Source organism: Flavobacterium zhairuonense, assembly GCF_004352915.1.
GTDB classification, from domain to species: Bacteria; Bacteroidota; Bacteroidia; order Flavobacteriales; family Flavobacteriaceae; genus Flavobacterium; species Flavobacterium zhairuonense.
In genome coordinates this window covers 133,170-150,902 of sequence record NZ_SJSY01000068.1, presented here as the reverse complement: position 1 = coordinate 150,902, position 17,733 = coordinate 133,170, and the positions used below count along the sequence as shown (strand labels likewise).

The following is a 17,733-nucleotide window of genomic DNA, read 5'->3' as shown; positions in this document are numbered from 1 at the left end:
ATTAACGAAAATATTAACCAATTAATTTATTAATTAAATCTCAAAAAAAAGACTGCAAAAGTGCAGCCTTTTCTTTTTTTTATCGTTTTTATTATACTAATATAGTCTTTAAGGCATCATTCATGCTACGAACCGCATCTGCACTTTTAGCAAATAACGCCTTTTCTTGCTCGTTTAAATTGATGTCAACTATTTCTTCAACCCCGTTTTTACCAATTATGCAAGGTACTCCTATACAAATATCGTTTTGCCCATACTCGCCTTCTACAAAAACAGAGCATGCAATCATTTTTTTCTGATCGTTCAAAATACTATCTACTAAATAAGCCACAGAGGCTCCAGGAGCATACCAAGCAGAAGTCCCTAACAAACCTGTCAGTGTTGCACCTCCTACCATTGTGTCAGCCGCAACTTTCTGCAGCACTTCTTCAGAAAGAAATTGCGAAACCGGTATTCCATTATAAGATGCCAGACGTGTTAACGGAATCATAGTAGTATCACCATGTCCTCCAATTACCATTGCTGAAATGTCATTTGCAGGTTTATCTAAAGCTAAAGAAAGATAGGTTCTAAAACGAGAACTATCTAAAGCGCCACCCATACCAATTATTCTGTTTTTTGGCAACCCTGTTGCTTTTAAAGCCAGATATGTCATTGTATCCATTGGATTAGAAACAACAACAATTATAGTATTAGGAGAGTATTTTAATACATTTTCGGCAACTGTTTTTACAATTCCGGCATTAATCCCTATTAATTCTTCTCTTGTCATTCCTGGTTTTCTTGGAATTCCTGATGTAATCACTACTACATCACTTCCAGCAGTTTTAGAATAATCGTTGGTAACACCAGATACTTTGGTATTAAAGCCTGTATTTGTAGCACATTGCATAATGTCCAATGCTTTACCTTCGGCAAAACCTTCTTTAATATCCAACAATACTACTTCGCTAGCAATTCCTCTATAAGAAATAACATCTGCGCACGTAGCTCCAACATTTCCTGCTCCTACAATGGTAACTTTCATATTTTTTACTTTATCGGTTATTAATTATTTGTCTATTCCTTAAAAAGACAATTCGTTTAATTGTCTAGTAAATTTAAACAATTAAACGAATTGGAATTATTAATTTTTTATTTTATGCGTCAATATTTGCATAAACTGCATTTTTCTCGATAAATTCTCTACGAGGTGGTACTTCATCCCCCATCAACATAGAGAAAACCTGATCTGCTTCTGCAAGACTATCGATATTTACCTGACGTAATGTTCTGAAGTTTGGATCCATTGTAGTTTCCCATAATTGCTCCGCATTCATCTCTCCAAGACCTTTATAACGTTGAATATTGGCGCTCCCTCCCATTCTTTCGTTTGCCTGATCACGCTGAACATCATTCCATGCATACTCCTTTTTATTTCCTTTTTTAACCAAGTACAAAGGTGGAGCAGCAATGTAAACGTGACCTTCTTCAATTAGCTCTTTCATGAAACGGAAGAAGAACGTTAATATTAAGGTAGAAATGTGGCTACCATCGACATCGGCATCACACATGATGATTACCTTATGATATCTTAATTTCTCAAGATTTAACGCTTTACTATCTTCTGCAGTACCAACTGTTACTCCTAAAGCCGTAAAGATATTTCTGATCTCTTCGTTTTCGAACACTTTATGATGCATCGCTTTCTCCACGTTCAAGATTTTACCACGTAACGGCAAAATTGCTTGAAAGTTACGATCACGTCCTTGTTTTGCTGTTCCACCAGCCGAATCTCCCTCGACAAGGTAAACCTCACATCTTGCAGGATCTTGTTCTGAACAATCAGATAATTTTCCTGGCAACCCTCCGCCACCCATAACGGTTTTACGCTGCACCATTTCACGAGCTTTCTTCGCCGCATGTCGTGCCTGAGCGGCTAAGATTACTTTTTGGATAATTACTTTAGCATCATTTGGATTTTCTTCCAAATAATTCTCTAACATCTCTCCAACTGCTTGAGAAACTGGAGAAACTACTTCTCTGTTTCCTAATTTCGTTTTGGTTTGCCCTTCGAACTGAGGCTCTGCAACTTTTACCGAAATAATAGCCGTCAATCCTTCACGGAAGTCATCTCCCGAAATTTCGAATTTCAATTTATCCAACATTCCAGAAGCATCGGCATATTTTTTAAGCGTTCTTGTCAAACCACTTCTAAAACCTTGCAGGTGCGTACCTCCTTCGTGCGTGTTGATGTTATTTACATAAGAAAAAATATTCTCAGTATAACTTGTATTATAGATCAAGGCAACCTCAACTGGGATTTCACCTTTTTCGTGATCCATACTGATTACGTGAGAAATAATTGGCTCACGATTTCCATCTAAATAACGGATATATTCCTTAAGACCTTCGTCAGAATGAAAAACTTCACTTCTGAATTCCCCTTTTTCATCAACTTCTCTTTTATCTGTAAACGTAATTGTGATTCCTTTATTTAAGAAAGAAAGCTCACGCATACGAGCTGAAAGCGTATCGTATGAAAACTCCGTAGTCTGCTGAAAAATAGTATCATCTGGAAAGAAAGTCTGGCGTGTACCTCTTTTCTCTGTTTCACCGATTTGTTTTACAGGATATAAGGCTTTTCCTCTTTCATATTCTTGTTCGTAGATTTTTCCTTCTCTAAAAACAGTAGATTTCATATGAACAGAAAGGGCGTTTACAACTGAAACCCCAACTCCGTGAAGACCTCCTGAAACTTTATATGAATCTTTGTCGAATTTACCACCGGCTCCAATTTTCGTCATTACAACCTCAAGTGCCGAAACTCCTTCTTTTTTATGTAAATCTACTGGAATACCACGTCCGTTATCTTCAACTGTTACCGAACCGTCTTCGTTTATTGCAACACTAATCGTATCACAATGTCCTCCCATCGCCTCATCAATAGAGTTATCAACAACTTCATAAACCAAATGATGCAGCCCTCGAACCCCTACATCTCCAATATACATCGACGGACGCATTCTTACGTGCTCCATTCCCTCTAATGCCTGAATACTATCTGCTGAATAATTGTTCTTCTTGATTTCTTCGCTCATATAATTTATTCTAAAAAATGTAATTATTGTCTAACACGCAAATATATAAAAACGCAAACTATATATCCGTTAAAATCCCATTTAAAGCGCTTAAGTTATTAACACAATTGTCTGAAAAACCAAAAAATAATCCTAAAAGATGGTTCAAATTCCAAATTTCACAAATTCCAAATTCCAAAAATACAAATGCAATAAAAAAACAATTGGTTTTACAAATCTCAAAGCCCAAAATCTCTTTTTAAAATCAGCATAAAAAAAAACCGAAATGACATTCAAAAATGCATTTCGGCTTTTTATTTTTAAAGTCCCAAACTGAATTTGGAATTCAAGGAACCCGTATCATCAAGTTTTATTGTTTTTTATTAAAATCTCCCGCGTAGATTGAAGTCATTTTATCTAGGGAAAGATATTTCCTTAAAACACTATTTACTTCCTCAACTTTCAGCGCTTTAACTTTAGTTTCAAGATCATCATAATCTTCCAAAGGAATTCCATACTGAAGGTATGTATTTGTCAGTTCCATCAAAGTATAATCAGTTCCTAATCTGGTCTTTCTTTCGTTTTGCCAGCTTACTAAATTTGATTTTAATTCTTCAGCTGTAAATCCGTCTTTCAATGCTTTTGCAATTTCTTCTTTTGCAGCACTTTCAACAGCATTCTTTTTCGTCGGATTTAAGAATGCATAATAACTCCAAGCCGCAACATCATTTGTAATTGGCACATCGATAAACGAACCTGCACTGTAGCTAATACCTTCTTTTTCTCTTAAACGCATCGGGATTCTAGCGCTTAAAAACCCTCCACTTCCTAATATTTCATTTGCCATTACAAACGCAGGATAATCGGCACTATTTCTTTTCATTTTAAAGCTTATTCTACCTAAAGCAACGGCATTTTCTTTATCTGGCGTTATGATATCTTTATCCTCTTTGGTTGTTTCAAAATAAGTTGGCAATGCAAGTTCATACTTCGATTTAGAATTCCATTTTCCAAAAGTACTTTCGAGAATTTCTCCTGTAGTTTTTGGATCTAGGTCACCAACTACACTTCCAATACCATTGTTTCCACCTAAAATATTCGTATAAAAATCAACAATTTCTGATTGCTTGATCTTCTTAAAAGCATCCATTTGTTCCTGAATAGTTGGTGTATAGAAAATACTTTCTTTTGGATATTTTGTAGTCTGTCTATTAACTTCAGTAAATGCAACCGACTGTGGATCATTCAAATTAGCCTCTAAATACGTATTATATTCAGCTATCGTTTTAGTCAATTCATTTTCTGGAAAAGTTGAATTAGCTAATAAATCAGCTACGATTCCCATTACTTCCTTAAAACTTTCTTTGTAAGTACTGATACTTAAAGATAATGTTTGTCTTGAAAAATTAAAATTAACAGAAGATTTCAATTTATCTAAACGATCTTGAATTTGCTCTTTAGTTTGCGTTTTTGTCCCTGTTTTTAGCAATTGAGCAAGAATTCCCCCAACATCACTTTTACCAGCTAAATCTTTCTCATTACTAACCGGAAATTTAAAACTCGCGTTAACTTTTCCACCTTTAATTTCCTTTTTTATTACGCCATATTTTATTCCGTTTGTCAGTTTTCCTTCTGTCAAATTCTGTTTTAAATTTTTGATTGAAGCTTCAAAAGACGCAACTTCTTTTTCTAAAGCTTTTCCTTTGTAATCTTTAGTAAGTGCTACAATTTGCTCATCAGTATATTCTACAGGTTTTAATCTTTGCTCATCTTTTGACGGAATAAAAATACCAACTGTTCTATTGTTGCTTCTAAAATACTTTTCGGCAACGCGCTGAATATCTTCTTTTGTCAATTTTTCGACAGCATCACGATATAGATACCCTAATCTATAATCTCCAGAACCTATAATTTCAGTCAAATTGATTGCAAATGAAATAGTATTGTTTTTAACAGCGTCTATTTGCTTAATAATTTTCGCCTGAGCTCTGCTTACATCCTGATCTGTGTATTTTGTCGTAACAATTTTATCCAGTTCTGCTCTTACAATATCTTGCGTTGCCTTAATATCCTTATCATTTGCTACAGCAAATCCAAAATACATATAACTTGCGTCCCTAACTGTTGGTTGCCAAAAATACAGACTAGAAACTTTTTGAGTTTCAACCAATGATTTATATAAATATCCAGATGGATCTGCAGTCAAAATTTCACCTAAAGCATCTAGCGCAGCATAATCTTTATCGGCATAAGAAACTGTGTGGTACAGTGCCCCCACATTCTTGCTTTCTCCAGCTCTTTTTAACTCTACAAACTTCTCTCCATCTTGTGCTGGCTCAATTGTATAGGTTTTATCCAAAACCCTCTTCGGTCTTGGGACAGCACCAAAATACTGACCAATATACTGCAATGTTTTTTGCTCGTCAAATTTACCAGCAACAATTAGTGTAGCGTTATCTGGCTGATAATATTTTTCATAAAAAACTCTAAGCGTATTAGCTTTTACACGCTCAATATCTTCTTTACTTCCAATAGTACTGTTTCCGTAATTGTGCCACAAATAAGCAGTCGATACAATTCTTTCCTGCAAAATACGGTCTGGATCATTTTCTCCAATTTCAAATTCGTTTCTAACAACAGAAAATTCTTTATCAAGATCAGTTTGCAAAATAGTGGCATTTACCATTCTGTCTGCTTCCATTTGAATACTCCACTTCAGATTTTCGTCGTTTGATGGGAAAACTTCATAATAATTTGTTCGGTCATACCAAGTAGTTCCATTGGCATTTCCTCCTTTATCCGAAAGCATTTTTTTGATGTCTCCCAAATTTTTTGTGCTTTTAAAAAGCATATGTTCCAGCAAATGTGCCATTCCCTTCTCACCATAACCCTCATTTCTAGAACCTACATTGTAAACAATATTGACCACCATATTGCTTTGAGAAGCATCTGGAATCAACAAAACTTTTAATCCATTTTTTAAAGAATATTCTTTAACGCCTTCGACATTCGTAATAAATTTAGGCGTCTCTTTAGGCGCCACCGATTTTTGTGCATAAACCGAGCTCATCGAGATTAACGAGCAGCATAAAATCCCGCTTAGTAATAGGTTTTTCATAGATTGTTAAATGGTTTGAATTTATATTATTCTTGGTATAATCAAATATAATATTTTTCTTAAACAGAAAACCCTTATTAACTTACTTTTAATATTTTACGGAATCCCGTAAAAACACCTATTATAAATACTAAACGTTAAAATAAAAAAACCGAGACAATTATAAGTTGTCTCGGTTTTTAAGAATTATAGTTTTAAAATTTCTTTTAAATTGAAATTTAAGATTTCAAAAGTTCAACACCTGGCACTTTTACGTGAGCCGCATTTGCTCTTCCGCTTGGGTCAAGATTATCCTGCCATTTCGGAATCCATTTTCTCACTGTTTGCGCGGCGCTTACTTGTGGATAGAATTTATGAAAGATAGATCTGTACAAATACGCTTCTTTTGTTGTTGGTGAATTGTATGGAAACTCTGCACTTGCACCAGCCAATTGCTCGTCTGTCACTTGTGTTGCACAGTATTCAATCAATTCGTCAACCCATTTGTAGCCCACTCCATCTGAAAACTGTTCTTTTTGACGCCATAAAACTTCGGCTGGCAAATACGGATCTTCTGTAGTATCAAATGCTTTTCTTAAAATATATTTTTCGATGCCGTCATATGTTTTTGGCTGTTTTTCTTCTGGTTTGATTCGGATTGCGACATCTAAAAATGAAGTATCCAAAAACGGAACTCTCGCTTCTAAACCGTGCGCCATTGTCGTTTTATCAACACGCAATAAATCGGCAGTAAAAAGCTTTTGTACTCTTTCTATGGTCTCATCTTGAAATGCTTCTGTTGATGGAGCATTTCTAAAATATAAATGTCCACCAAAAATTTCATCGGCGCCTTCACCTGAAAGCAGCACTTTTATTCCCTGATCTGCAATTGCTTTTGACAATAAATACATTGGAACACTAGAGCGAACAGAAATAATATCGTAAGTCTCAATATAATAGATCACTTTTTCCAAAACCTGAACTCCTTCTTCTAAAGAAAAATGAATTTCATGATGATCTGTTCCTAAAAATGCGGCCGCTTTTCTTGCTGCAATATTATCTGGTGCATCAGCATTTAGACCAATCGAAAATGTATGTAATTTTTCTCCTTTTTCTTTCAAAAGTTTTGAAGCAATCGAAGAAATCAAAGAAGTATCCAAACCTCCAGATAAAATAGCTCCTAACGGAACATTGCTAAGTAGACGCTTGCGAACAGATTCAATCAAACTCTCACGAATTAAACCTAAATCTAAACTTTCAACAGCTTTTTTATGATCTTCACATTCTGGCTGGTAATATTTTACAAAACCAGTTTTTGCGGTATAATAATGTCCTGGAGGAAAAGTCGAAAATGATTTGCACTGATCTGCAATTGATTTCATTTCAGAAGAAAAATAAATTCTTCCTCTTTCGTCCAATCCATAATATAATGGTTTCACCCCAATAGGATCTCTTCCTGCGATGTAATCGTCTCCGTCGATTACCACAAAAGCAAAGTCTCCTTCTAGTTTGTTGCAGAAGTTATATCCAAATTCTTCATACAGATGTACAATCACCTCTGAATCTGAATTGGTTCTGAATGTGTGATCTTTTAAAACGGTGTTTTTTAATTCCTCATAATTATAAATCTCACCATCGTGAATCACCCACGCACGATTTGTTCCCTGAATAGGCTGTTTGCCTGTTTGTAAATCAACAATTGATAAACTTTCGTGGCAAAGCACGCTTCCGTTATCCATAATATGAACATCACTCTCATCAGGTCCTCGATGTGACATTCTCGCTGAAAGCTCTTTTACGAGTTTAGGGTCTTTTCCTTTGCCTATAACGGCCAATAATCCAGACATATTCTAATTTTTTTACTTAATATTTTCTTCAAACTCACTATATGAAGCCTATTAGCTGCAAAAACGATTATACTCTATAATCTGCTGCAAAACTAAATATTATTTTCTGTTTTTTATTTACAATCTTATTATAATATCAAGCATTTAACTTTATTTCGGCGGATGCCAAATATAAAAAAGAAAGCCTAATAATTGTCAAAAACAACATGTAACTCTCTGAAATATTACAACTTAAACTTAAGACAAGAAAAACGTCCTCTGAATTGAGAACGTTTTTCGAAAAAATATATACTAAATCTAATAAATTAACTTGTTTATGCTTTCACATAAGCGTCATCGTGAACGTTTGCAACCGCTCTTCCTGATGGATCGTTTAAGTTTTTGAAAGCTTCATCCCACTCCAAAGCGATTTTTGTGCTACATGCCACACTTGCCTCTTGAGGAACACATAACGCTGCTGCATCACTTGGGAAATGCTCTGTAAAGATTGAACGATAGTAATATTCTTCTTTTGAAGTTGGTGTCTGTAATGGGAATTTGAATCTAGCGTTTGCCAATTGCTCATCCGAAACTTCTCTTGCTACTACTTCTTTCAAAGTATCAATCCAGCTATATCCTACTCCATCAGAGAACTGTTCTTTTTGTCTCCATGCAACACTTTCTGGAAGCATATCTTCAAAAGCTTTACGAACAACCCATTTTTCCATCGGGTGTTCTTTGTTGATCATTTTATCTTGTGGGTTGATGCGCATTGCAACATCCATAAACTCTTTATCTAAGAATGGCACACGACCTTCGATTCCCCAAGCCGCTAAACTTTTGTTTGCACGTAAGCAATCGTACATATGAAGTTTTCCTAATTTACGAACGTTTTCTTCGTGGAATTCTTTAGCATTTGGCGCTTTGTGGAAATATAAATATCCTCCAAACAACTCATCTGCTCCTTCTCCCGAAAGAACCATTTTGATTCCCATTGATTTGATCACTCTCGCCATTAACCACATTGGAGTTGAAGCTCTAACAGTAGTTACGTCATACGTTTCAAGGTTGTAAATTACATCACGAACCGCATCTAAACCTTCTTGGATTGTAAATTTGATTTCGTGGTGAATTGTTCCAATATGATCTGCTACTTTTCTTGCAGCCGCTAAATCTGGAGAACCTTCTAAACCAACTGAGAAAGAGTGCAATTGTGGATACCAAGCATCTGTAGTATCATCTGATTCAATACGTTTTTGTGCAAATTTTTTGGCTACAGCAGAAGTAATAGAAGAATCTAAACCTCCTGAAAGTAAAACTCCGTAAGGAACATCACTCATTAATTGTCTGTGAACCGCTGCTTCAAGCGCTTTTCTGATTTCAGGAATACTTGTTTCGTTATCTTTTACGGCATCATACTCTGTCCAATCTCTTTTGTACCATTGCACAAATTCTCCATCTTTACTTGACAAATAGTGTCCTGGAGGAAATAATTCGATTTTTGTACAGTATCCTTCTAAAGCTTTCAATTCTGAAGCAACATAGAAAGTTCCGTGTTGATCCCAACCAATGTACAATGGAATAATTCCCATATGGTCACGAGCAACAAAATATTCATCTTTATCAACGTCATAAATCGCAAATCCAAAGATTCCGTTTAATTCATCAACAAAACTTACTCCTTTTTCTCTGTATAATGCTAAGATAACTTCGCAGTCACTTTCTGTTTGAAAGTTATATTTCCCTTCAAATTGTTTACGCAAATCTCTGTGGTTGTATATCTCACCATTTGCAGCCAAAACCAATTTTTTATCTTCTGTAAATAAAGGTTGCTTTCCTGAAGCTGGATCTACAATAGCCAAACGTTCATGTGAAAGAATTGCTTTATCATTACTGTAAATACCGCTCCAGTCTGGTCCACGGTGACGAATAATTTTAGACATTTCTAATACTTGAGGTCTTAAAGTTTCGGCTTTTTGTTTTAGATCAAAGGCACATACGATTCCGCACATAATTCTATATTTTAATATTTTTTATTCTGAAATTTTATTTTGATAAGGCAAAGATGCGGTAATGGTTACAATTGAAAAACACAAATCCTTATTTCAGTTACAATTTAAAATCATAAATTTAATTTTACATATAAAATGTAAAATTTTAACATAAAAAAAAGGCCTAAACTTGAAAATTTCAATTTTGAGGATAAAATGCGCTTAAAATTTAAGGTTTTAAAGAAATGTTTGAATTAAATTTCACGATATTCAAATATTCATGAAAAATTCACAACAAGGAAGTATAAAACTATTCAGAAACTATTTTTTACTCAATCTTGTCATTTCGACCGAAGGGAGAAATCACACTAGTAACTCGACCAAGATTGGCGAATTTGCATACAGAATTAGCCGTATGATTTTTCGTTAGACAAAATTATCATTAATGCAGTCCCTACGGGACAATTTTACTTTGCGTGTGTGTTTTCTACCAATATTTAATCTCTACGAGATATGCTTCTTTAGGATTTAAAAAACAACCTGTTTTGCCTAGGAATTCCCCACTCCATAAGGAGTTTAACATTGGCAGAAACATAAACATCCCAATACAATGGTCCCGAAAGGACTACAAATTATTCAACACTCTGAATCGTATAATGCGTCTTATTTATCTCAAACTGAAACCCTACTTTATTTCCCATTAAATGATTTCCCAACGGAGATTGTGGAGAAAGCGCAATCACATTAATTCCGTCAATTTCAATTTTTGGAAGCGCGACACTAACGTATAAATAAATTCCGTTTGCTTTTACCAAGCTTCCCAGAACAATATTTTCAGTGGTTTTTACAGGATCTATTTTATCTAAAATTTCCTTCTGCCCGATTGCTTCTTTTAGTTTGTTAGTCAGTTTTTCCTGTTCGATATGCATCATTGACAAGGCAGTTTCGTGCTTGTCGCCAGCAGAACCTTTTGCATCGTTTTTAGAATCTTCGGTCAAACCAGAAATCATGTCTTTAAAAACATCAATTCGATCTTGAACCATTTGGGTGTAATGTGTATATATTTTTTCTTTGAAAATCATTTTTTAAAAGGTACTAAGGTTCTAAGTGACAAAGGTGCAAAGGTTTTTCTTCTTTGTCTAAATTTTTATTCGAAAAAAGCACTTGGATAAACTACTTCTCCGCTTACATTGCTTAAACCATCTTTTGTCAAACTAATAACCATACAATTTTCGGCTGGAACTTCGAAAGGCATTTTTATGTTATATTTTTCGCAGAGTTCATAGCCAAACCTTGGATAATAATCTTCATGTCCTAATAAAATAACAGATTTATAACCTAACTTTTTTGCTACTTCATGTCCATGCAAAATAAGTTTTGAACCAATTCCTTTTCCCTGAAATTCTGGAAGAACAGAAACTGGCGCCAATGCTAATGAATGAAAAGTTTGTGATTCATTTTTTATTTGCAGTTTAGTAAATAAAATATGTCCAACAATTTTGTTTTCAGTTTCGGCCACAATTGACAATTCTGGGATAAAAGCTTCAGATTCCCTCAATCTTTCTACCAAAAATTGCTCTTTGTGATCGCTGTATTCTTCTTTTTCAAAGGCTTTTTCTATCAATCGAAAAACACTTTCAAAATCGTCTTTTCTTTCTTGTCTTATTTTAATATCCATAAAAATAAAATTATAAAAAATTAGCCATGAAAACACGAGTTTACTCCAAAAAACTCATGAAATCATGGCTAAAAAGTCCCAGATTTAAAGTGGGATCTGGGGCTGAGTGCCTTTAAGGCAAAATCTTCCTAAAAATCGAATTTATAATTTCCTCCTACTAAAACTTGGAATCCTTGAACAGGATAATTCAGCCATCTTTCGTAGGCCTGATTTCCAATATTATTTAGTTTTAAAAAGAAAGTCAGACGTTCATTGTATTTATATCCTAAATGTGCATTGGCATCAAAATAGCTTTTCAAAGTCACCACAGATGGAGCAACACCTAAATCTAGATTAGTCTGCATGTCTTTTCGCTCTCCAACATAAAACACATTAAGACCTGCGTACCATTGTTTAGTAATATTAACGTCAAGATTTGAACTTAATTTCATTGAAGGCAAATTCCACGCTTCTAAACCGTCTGTTTTGTAACTGTTGAATGTTCCATTAATTCCAAAAGAAACATTTTGAGAGAAATCGGCTTTTAATTCTCCGTAGAAACGGAAAGTTCTCACATCATCATACACAACGTCAAAAGAATTTCCGAAAGCATAATTTTGGTTCGAAAAATCTTCTGTATAATCTTGGCTTTTGAATAACGCTTTATCTTTTTCATTTAAATAAGAACCTGTCAAATTATAGCTGACATTATTTGCTAATTTTCCTTTTAAACCAGCAAATACAGTATATTGATTGCTTGTTGGCCTCATATTTAAAGTTGGAGACAAAAATGGATTTTCGCTTACGAAATCGGCATAGGAATTTTGATTTAAGCTTCCGTTTGCCCCCGTATAGAAAATCATTAAATCACCAACTAATTTATATGATGCATTGATTTTTGGATAAACAAAAAATTTGTTTCCACTATTTTCAGAATCCAAACCGTAAAACAATCCAGCTCCCAATTCTAAAGTCCATTCATTTTCATGAATCACAAAGCTTGGCTCAATTCCAAAATTGGTCAAGCTATATTTTAATGGCTCGGTATTATCTCTCGCATAATTATGCTCAAACGAACCGCTGACATGATCTACGATAACATTTGTAGTTATCGCTTGATCCATTACATCAACTTTAAAAGTTGGCTTTAAGTAAAAACGATTTTCTGAAGAAGAAAAACTATCTGAGAAATGCGTAAATCGAGTTGCAATTTTGCTGAAAATTCCCTCTGTAAATTCAGCATTTCCGCCAAGTGAAATCGTATTGTACGAATGATTCGGATTAATTCCTCTAATCAAATCTTCCTGCGTTTCTGGAGGCAACGTCATTCCAAAATCAGCTGGAAGACCATACCAATTGTAAAGCTGATTTTGATATCCTAAATCAACTCCCCAAGACATATCGCGATTGATAACTCCATAACCAACATTTAATGCTGTGTCATAAAATTCATCATTCAAATTCACATCTTTGATACCGCCTTGCGAAGAATGATGGCGCAACATTCCAGCCACATAATCATTGTTTCCTAAATCTTGCGTTACAAACAATTCAGCATTTAGAGTTCCATAATTTCCAACACCCAAAGTTGCATAATTATTGAACAAACGTTCTTTTTTAGATTTGTCGACAGCTTGGGCATTTCCTTTTGAAGGCGTAAAAGTCGATGCGACCGGAACCGACAAAATACTATATTTAATAGTTTCTTTTGGCTGATTACCGCTGTCGTCAAGCGAAGGCGTTTCTTTCACTTTAAAAGCATCAGATACTGTTGGCGAATAGGGTTTTACTACGTTGACTGTTTCAGTTCCGATGTTTTCATTTTTTTTCTGAGAAAACGAAAGCTGGCAAGCAAACAACACTAGTAAAACGACAATTTTATTTCGGCAGTTTAATTTCATATTTCTTTCTTTTTTAGAGAAAAGACAATAGAATCAAGAAGAAAGACTTCACTCCTATTGTTGCATTTTTCTATATCTTTTTATTCTAATTTCTAATATCTAGGCTCTTTACTCTTTCTTCTATTTTCAAAATCTAAGCTTCCCACTCTCCTTTGGCAACAAACTGGGCTTTTCCTCCTATTTTGATATCAAATTGTTCTCCAGATAATTTTCCTTTAAAATAAATTTCAGATGGACGATTAATATAATCTCCTTGATAATTTGTCAATTCGATTTCTGGCTTATGATATTTCAATAAAAAAGCTTGAAGGCAAGTACTTGCGCTTCCCGTTGCGGCATCTTCAACCAACTGATTGTGTTCGATACACAACATTCGGCTAAATAGTTTTGATCCTTCTAAATAGTAGAAATACAAACCTCGGTGATCAGTTTTGCAATGTTTTTTCAGCCATTGATCTGTTTTGTCTTTGTCCAAAACCAAATTTTCCAATGCTCTTTTACTGCTTAAACCAACCATTACAAAAGCGCTTCCGGTTGTTACTTCCTGGATTGGAAATTGATTTTCAAAATCGCTTATAGTCAGATTGCTGAAAGTTGAGAAATCTTCTTTTGAAAAAATATCCCAAAACTTTGGCTGTGCCGCTTTTAGCCAAATCAAGTCTTCTGATTTGTGAATCGCGATTGGCCCAATCGGAACTTCCAGTTTAATTTCTTCAGGTGAATTATTAAAAATCTTATTCATCAAAACCCATGAAGTACCAATTATCGGATGTCCTGCAAATTGCATTTCATGCGCCGGAGTAAATATTCTGATTTCAGCTTTGTTGTTTTCTTTGTCCAATTTGGTCACAAAAGTGCTTTCAGCAAAATTAATTTCGCGCGCTATATTTTGCATTTCTGTTGTACTCAAATTTTCTGCATCCATAAAAACTGCCAATTGGTTTCCGGCATATTTTTTATCGGCAAAAACATCAACTATATAAAAAGGTAAACTCATTTCTTTCTTTTTTCTAAAGAATCAAGAAGAAAGAAACAAGACTTTCATAAAATCTTGCTTCTTGTTTCTTGCTTCTACATTATCTTTACTTATTAATCGACGAATTCGTTTTTGATTCTTCTAATTTTATCGCCGTCAATTCTCTTTTTGCTTCTTCAACAACATCTGGAAAATCCGTAAAGTTATTGATCACGTTATCAAGAATATAAGTTGCCTGATAACTATCCTTTAATCCGTAGAAATTTTTCGCCATTAAAACCAGTCCTTTTGCTCCATAATATTTGTATGCCGAATAATTTTTTGCCAGTTTTTGAACTGCAACATTCGAAGCATCAAATTTTCCTTCTTTGGTTTTAAAATAAGCATCATAATACAGCGCTTCGGCAGCTAATTCTCCTTTTGAAGTTGTCGAAAGTTTTGCGTAAGCTATTTTTGCTTTGTCTTCATTTCCTGTTTGCATAGCCGCGCGAGCCACAATAATTTGTGCATCTGCTTTTACGCCTGCATCTGCTTTTGGATTCTCTAACACTTTATCAGCCGCAATAACCGAATTGTCATAATCTTTTTTGTCATAATAACATTTCATCAGATTAGCTTGCGCGAAGTTTTTATTTTGAGAATTATCTGCTTCATTTTCCAAACGAACTAAAACCGGAATTGCCTTATCGCAATCTTTTGTTTTTAAATAAATTTGTGCCAATTTGTTTAATGATTGTTCGCTAAATTCATTTCGTGGCTGTCCGATTACATATTGATAATTTGCAATCGACTTTGTCTCCAAACCATCAGCATAATACAATTGAGCTAGGTAGAAATTTGCTTCTAAGGCATGCAATCCCGAAGGAAATTTGCTTACATAACCCGCAAAACCTGTGATTGCAGCCTTGCTGTTGCTTTGGCTGTACTGTTTGTAAGCGGCATCATAAGTATCATTGTCCAATTCTGCATCTGTAACCGAAACGAAATCCAAAGTGCGCACCCAAGTTGCATATTCATCTACTTTCCCAGAATCAACATAAATTAATCTTGCTGTTGAAACCGCCTCTAAAGCTTCTGGTGTTTTAGGAAAATCGGCCGCCACTTTTTTGAATTTGGCCAAAGCCAATTCATCACGATCTGAATTGTAATAAATCAATCCTTGTTTCAAGATTGATTTTGAAGTAAACAAACCATTTGGATATTCCGAAATCAGCTGATCATAGGTTTTAATTGCCAAATCATTTTTCTTGTCGGCTACATACGTATTTCCCAATTCAAACAAAACATCATCGCGATATTCTGATTTTTTATACATTTTCAAAAAGTTGTTCAACTCATTGATTTTTTGATCATTTTTTGACATGAAACCATATGAAAGTGCTTTTTGAAACTGCGCATAATCGGCATCAACTCCTTTTGCGTCAATTGCTTTACCGTACGCTTCCATTGCCTGAGAATATTTCGAATTTACAAAACGAGAATCTCCCAAACGCAAATACGAATCAGTTAAACGCGATTTATCAGAAGGCGAATTATCAATCTGAGCTTGAAACGAACTTGCCGCCGAATCATATTCTTTCAGCTTGAAATAAGTATATCCAATGTTATAATTGATGTTTTTATATTCTTCTGTAGATTTTGCCGCAGAAAGTCCGGCGAATTGTTTATAAGTTAATAAAGCATTTTTAAAATCATCTGAAAGATATTCTGTTTCTGCTTTCCAGAAAGTAGCGCGCGCCGTAAATTCTGGCGTTTTTTGTTCGCTCATAGCGCTTTTGAACATCTTTCCTGCTTCTGTATAATTCGATTCATTATACAACTCCAAACCTCTATAAAACAGAACTTTCTGATATGCCGCTTTATTTTCAGCAGTTCTGTTTTTTTCTAATAAAGCCAAAGCTTCTTTGTAGTTTTTTGTTGAAATATACGAATCAACCAAGAGTTTTTCAACTTCAGCTCTGCTAGAATTGTTTGGATATTTTTTTAAGAAATCAAGCAAAATTCCAGGAACAGTTTGATACGCATTTCCAATATCATAACTCAATTTAGCATAATTCAACGCCGCATCTTCTTGGATTTGAGCATTGAATTCCATTTCTGAAGCATTTTTAAACGCGTTTAAAGCTTCTTGTTTTTTGCCTGTATTCAAATAACTTAAACCTAAATGATAATAGGCGTTTTGAGCCACAAAATCTTTTCCTTCAATAATTTTGTTGAACTGAGAAATCGCCTTTTCGTAGTCTTTTTGCTCGTAATAAGCATAACCCAATTGATAAAAATCGGTATTATTCCATTTTCCTTTTTTGCCTGCGTAAAGTTCTAAATACGGAATTGCTTTTCCATATTGTTTTAAATTGAAATAACTTTCTCCGATTATTTTATTCAATTCTGACTTTTCCATTTCATTTGATTTTGCCATAGCTTTTTGGCCCAAATCAATTGCTTTTTGGAAGTTTCCTAACTTGAAATTCATATCAGCTTGATAGTACGAAAGCTTTTCTTTGTATTTTTCTTCTCCCGAAACTTCATCAAAATATTTGGTTGCTTCTTTATAATCGTCTCCTTCATAAGCCATGAATCCTAAATAATATTTGGCTTGAGAACCATATTCTGGAGAATTTACCACTTTATTAAAATACGTTGTCGCTTCCTTTTTCTTTTTAGCATTAAAAAAACTGTATCCTTTTTGGAAATTAAATTTATCTGAATCAGCTTTGCTCATGTAGCTTTCATCCACTTTATCAAACCATTGCAAAGCTTTTGGATAATTTCCTTGTTCGAAGAAATATTGTGCTACTTCAATATACGCCTGATTTTGTTTGGTGCTTGTTGGATAATCATCCACAAACTTTTCCATCAAGGCATCCGCATTTGGCTGATTGGTCCTGATAGCACAATTTGCGATATAATAAGCGCAATCTGATTTTACTTCTTCAGTTGGCGCTGTATTATTTTTTACATATTCAAAAATATGTTGTGCCGATGCATATTGTTTGTCATTGTATAAAGTCACTGCTTTATCAAAATCCTTTAATTCGTAAGTATATATAGCTGATTTTTGTGCCGAAACCGTGGTCGAAATAAGAATAATTTGGAGTAAAAAGAACCAGGAAAGTCTACGCATTTTAGTTTTATTTAGTATTCAAATTTATCATTTTATACCGTTTATAACGAAACGTTTCCAGCTTTTATTATAAAAAAATCTTTAACAGAGCATAATTTAGAA

At 34.4% G+C, this 17,733-nt stretch carries 10 protein-coding genes; all 10 read right to left on the bottom strand.

Annotated features, from left to right (window positions below):
- Positions 1-91 precede the first annotated feature (91 nt).
- The 10 genes from mdh to EYY60_RS06480 all read right to left on the bottom strand — a co-directional run bounded on the left by mdh (position 92) and on the right by EYY60_RS06480 (position 17,631).
- The gene (gene mdh / locus EYY60_RS06525) at positions 92-1,027 is read right to left on the bottom strand and encodes a malate dehydrogenase (RefSeq protein WP_132988579.1); all 936 of its coding nucleotides are present in this window, start codon (positions 1,025-1,027) and stop codon (positions 92-94) included.
- A gap of 112 nt (positions 1,028-1,139) precedes the next feature.
- Positions 1,140-3,080: a DNA topoisomerase (ATP-hydrolyzing) subunit B gene (gene gyrB, locus EYY60_RS06520; protein ID WP_132988578.1), complete on the bottom strand. Its 1,941-nt coding sequence runs from the start codon at positions 3,078-3,080 to the stop codon at positions 1,140-1,142.
- A 349-nt stretch (positions 3,081-3,429) separates the two neighbouring features.
- Positions 3,430-6,177 (bottom strand): M16 family metallopeptidase, encoded by a 2,748-nt coding sequence (locus tag EYY60_RS06515; protein WP_132988577.1) that lies wholly within the window; start codon positions 6,175-6,177, stop codon positions 3,430-3,432.
- Between the two features lie 218 nt (positions 6,178-6,395).
- Positions 6,396-8,003: an asparagine synthase B gene (gene asnB, locus EYY60_RS06510; protein WP_132988576.1), complete on the bottom strand. Its 1,608-nt coding sequence runs from the start codon at positions 8,001-8,003 to the stop codon at positions 6,396-6,398.
- Positions 8,004-8,317: 314 nt separating this feature from the next.
- Complete coding sequence (asnB, locus tag EYY60_RS06505) at positions 8,318-9,994, bottom strand: asparagine synthase B (RefSeq protein WP_026729029.1); 1,677 nt, start codon at positions 9,992-9,994, stop codon at positions 8,318-8,320.
- A 611-nt stretch (positions 9,995-10,605) separates the two neighbouring features.
- Entirely contained in the window at positions 10,606-11,055 is a 450-nt protein-coding gene (locus tag EYY60_RS06500) for a hypothetical protein (protein WP_132988575.1), read from the bottom strand.
- A gap of 65 nt (positions 11,056-11,120) precedes the next feature.
- Positions 11,121-11,651 carry a GNAT family N-acetyltransferase gene (locus EYY60_RS06495; protein WP_132988574.1) on the bottom strand — a complete coding sequence of 177 codons (531 nt, stop codon included), beginning with the start codon at positions 11,649-11,651 and terminating at the stop codon, positions 11,121-11,123.
- A 128-nt stretch (positions 11,652-11,779) separates the two neighbouring features.
- Positions 11,780-13,531 carry a TonB-dependent receptor gene (locus EYY60_RS06490; protein ID WP_132988573.1) on the bottom strand — a complete coding sequence of 584 codons (1,752 nt, stop codon included), beginning with the start codon at positions 13,529-13,531 and terminating at the stop codon, positions 11,780-11,782.
- Between the two features lie 133 nt (positions 13,532-13,664).
- Positions 13,665-14,528 (bottom strand): PhzF family phenazine biosynthesis protein, encoded by an 864-nt coding sequence (locus EYY60_RS06485; protein ID WP_132988572.1) that lies wholly within the window; start codon positions 14,526-14,528, stop codon positions 13,665-13,667.
- 85 nt (positions 14,529-14,613) lie between these two features.
- Entirely contained in the window at positions 14,614-17,631 is a 3,018-nt protein-coding gene (locus tag EYY60_RS06480) for a tetratricopeptide repeat protein (RefSeq protein WP_132988571.1), read from the bottom strand.
- Positions 17,632-17,733 lie beyond the last annotated feature (102 nt).

Bases quoted from the DNA above. Each gene is read 5' to 3' on its own strand.
- mdh (WP_132988579.1), bottom strand. From the start codon at position 1,027: ATGAAAGTTACCATTGTAGGAGCAGGAAATGTTGGAGCTACGTGCGCA.
- gyrB (WP_132988578.1), bottom strand. From the start codon at position 3,080: ATGAGCGAAGAAATCAAGAAGAACAATTATTCAGCAGATAGTATTCAG.
- EYY60_RS06515 (WP_132988577.1), bottom strand. From the start codon at position 6,177: ATGAAAAACCTATTACTAAGCGGGATTTTATGCTGCTCGTTAATCTCG.
- asnB (WP_132988576.1), bottom strand. From the start codon at position 8,003: ATGTCTGGATTATTGGCCGTTATAGGCAAAGGAAAAGACCCTAAACTC.
- asnB (WP_026729029.1), bottom strand. From the start codon at position 9,994: ATGTGCGGAATCGTATGTGCCTTTGATCTAAAACAAAAAGCCGAAACT.
- EYY60_RS06500 (WP_132988575.1), bottom strand. From the start codon at position 11,055: ATGATTTTCAAAGAAAAAATATATACACATTACACCCAAATGGTTCAA.
- EYY60_RS06495 (WP_132988574.1), bottom strand. From the start codon at position 11,651: ATGGATATTAAAATAAGACAAGAAAGAAAAGACGATTTTGAAAGTGTT.
- EYY60_RS06490 (WP_132988573.1), bottom strand. From the start codon at position 13,531: ATGAAATTAAACTGCCGAAATAAAATTGTCGTTTTACTAGTGTTGTTT.
- EYY60_RS06485 (WP_132988572.1), bottom strand. From the start codon at position 14,528: ATGAGTTTACCTTTTTATATAGTTGATGTTTTTGCCGATAAAAAATAT.
- EYY60_RS06480 (WP_132988571.1), bottom strand. From the start codon at position 17,631: ATGCGTAGACTTTCCTGGTTCTTTTTACTCCAAATTATTCTTATTTCG.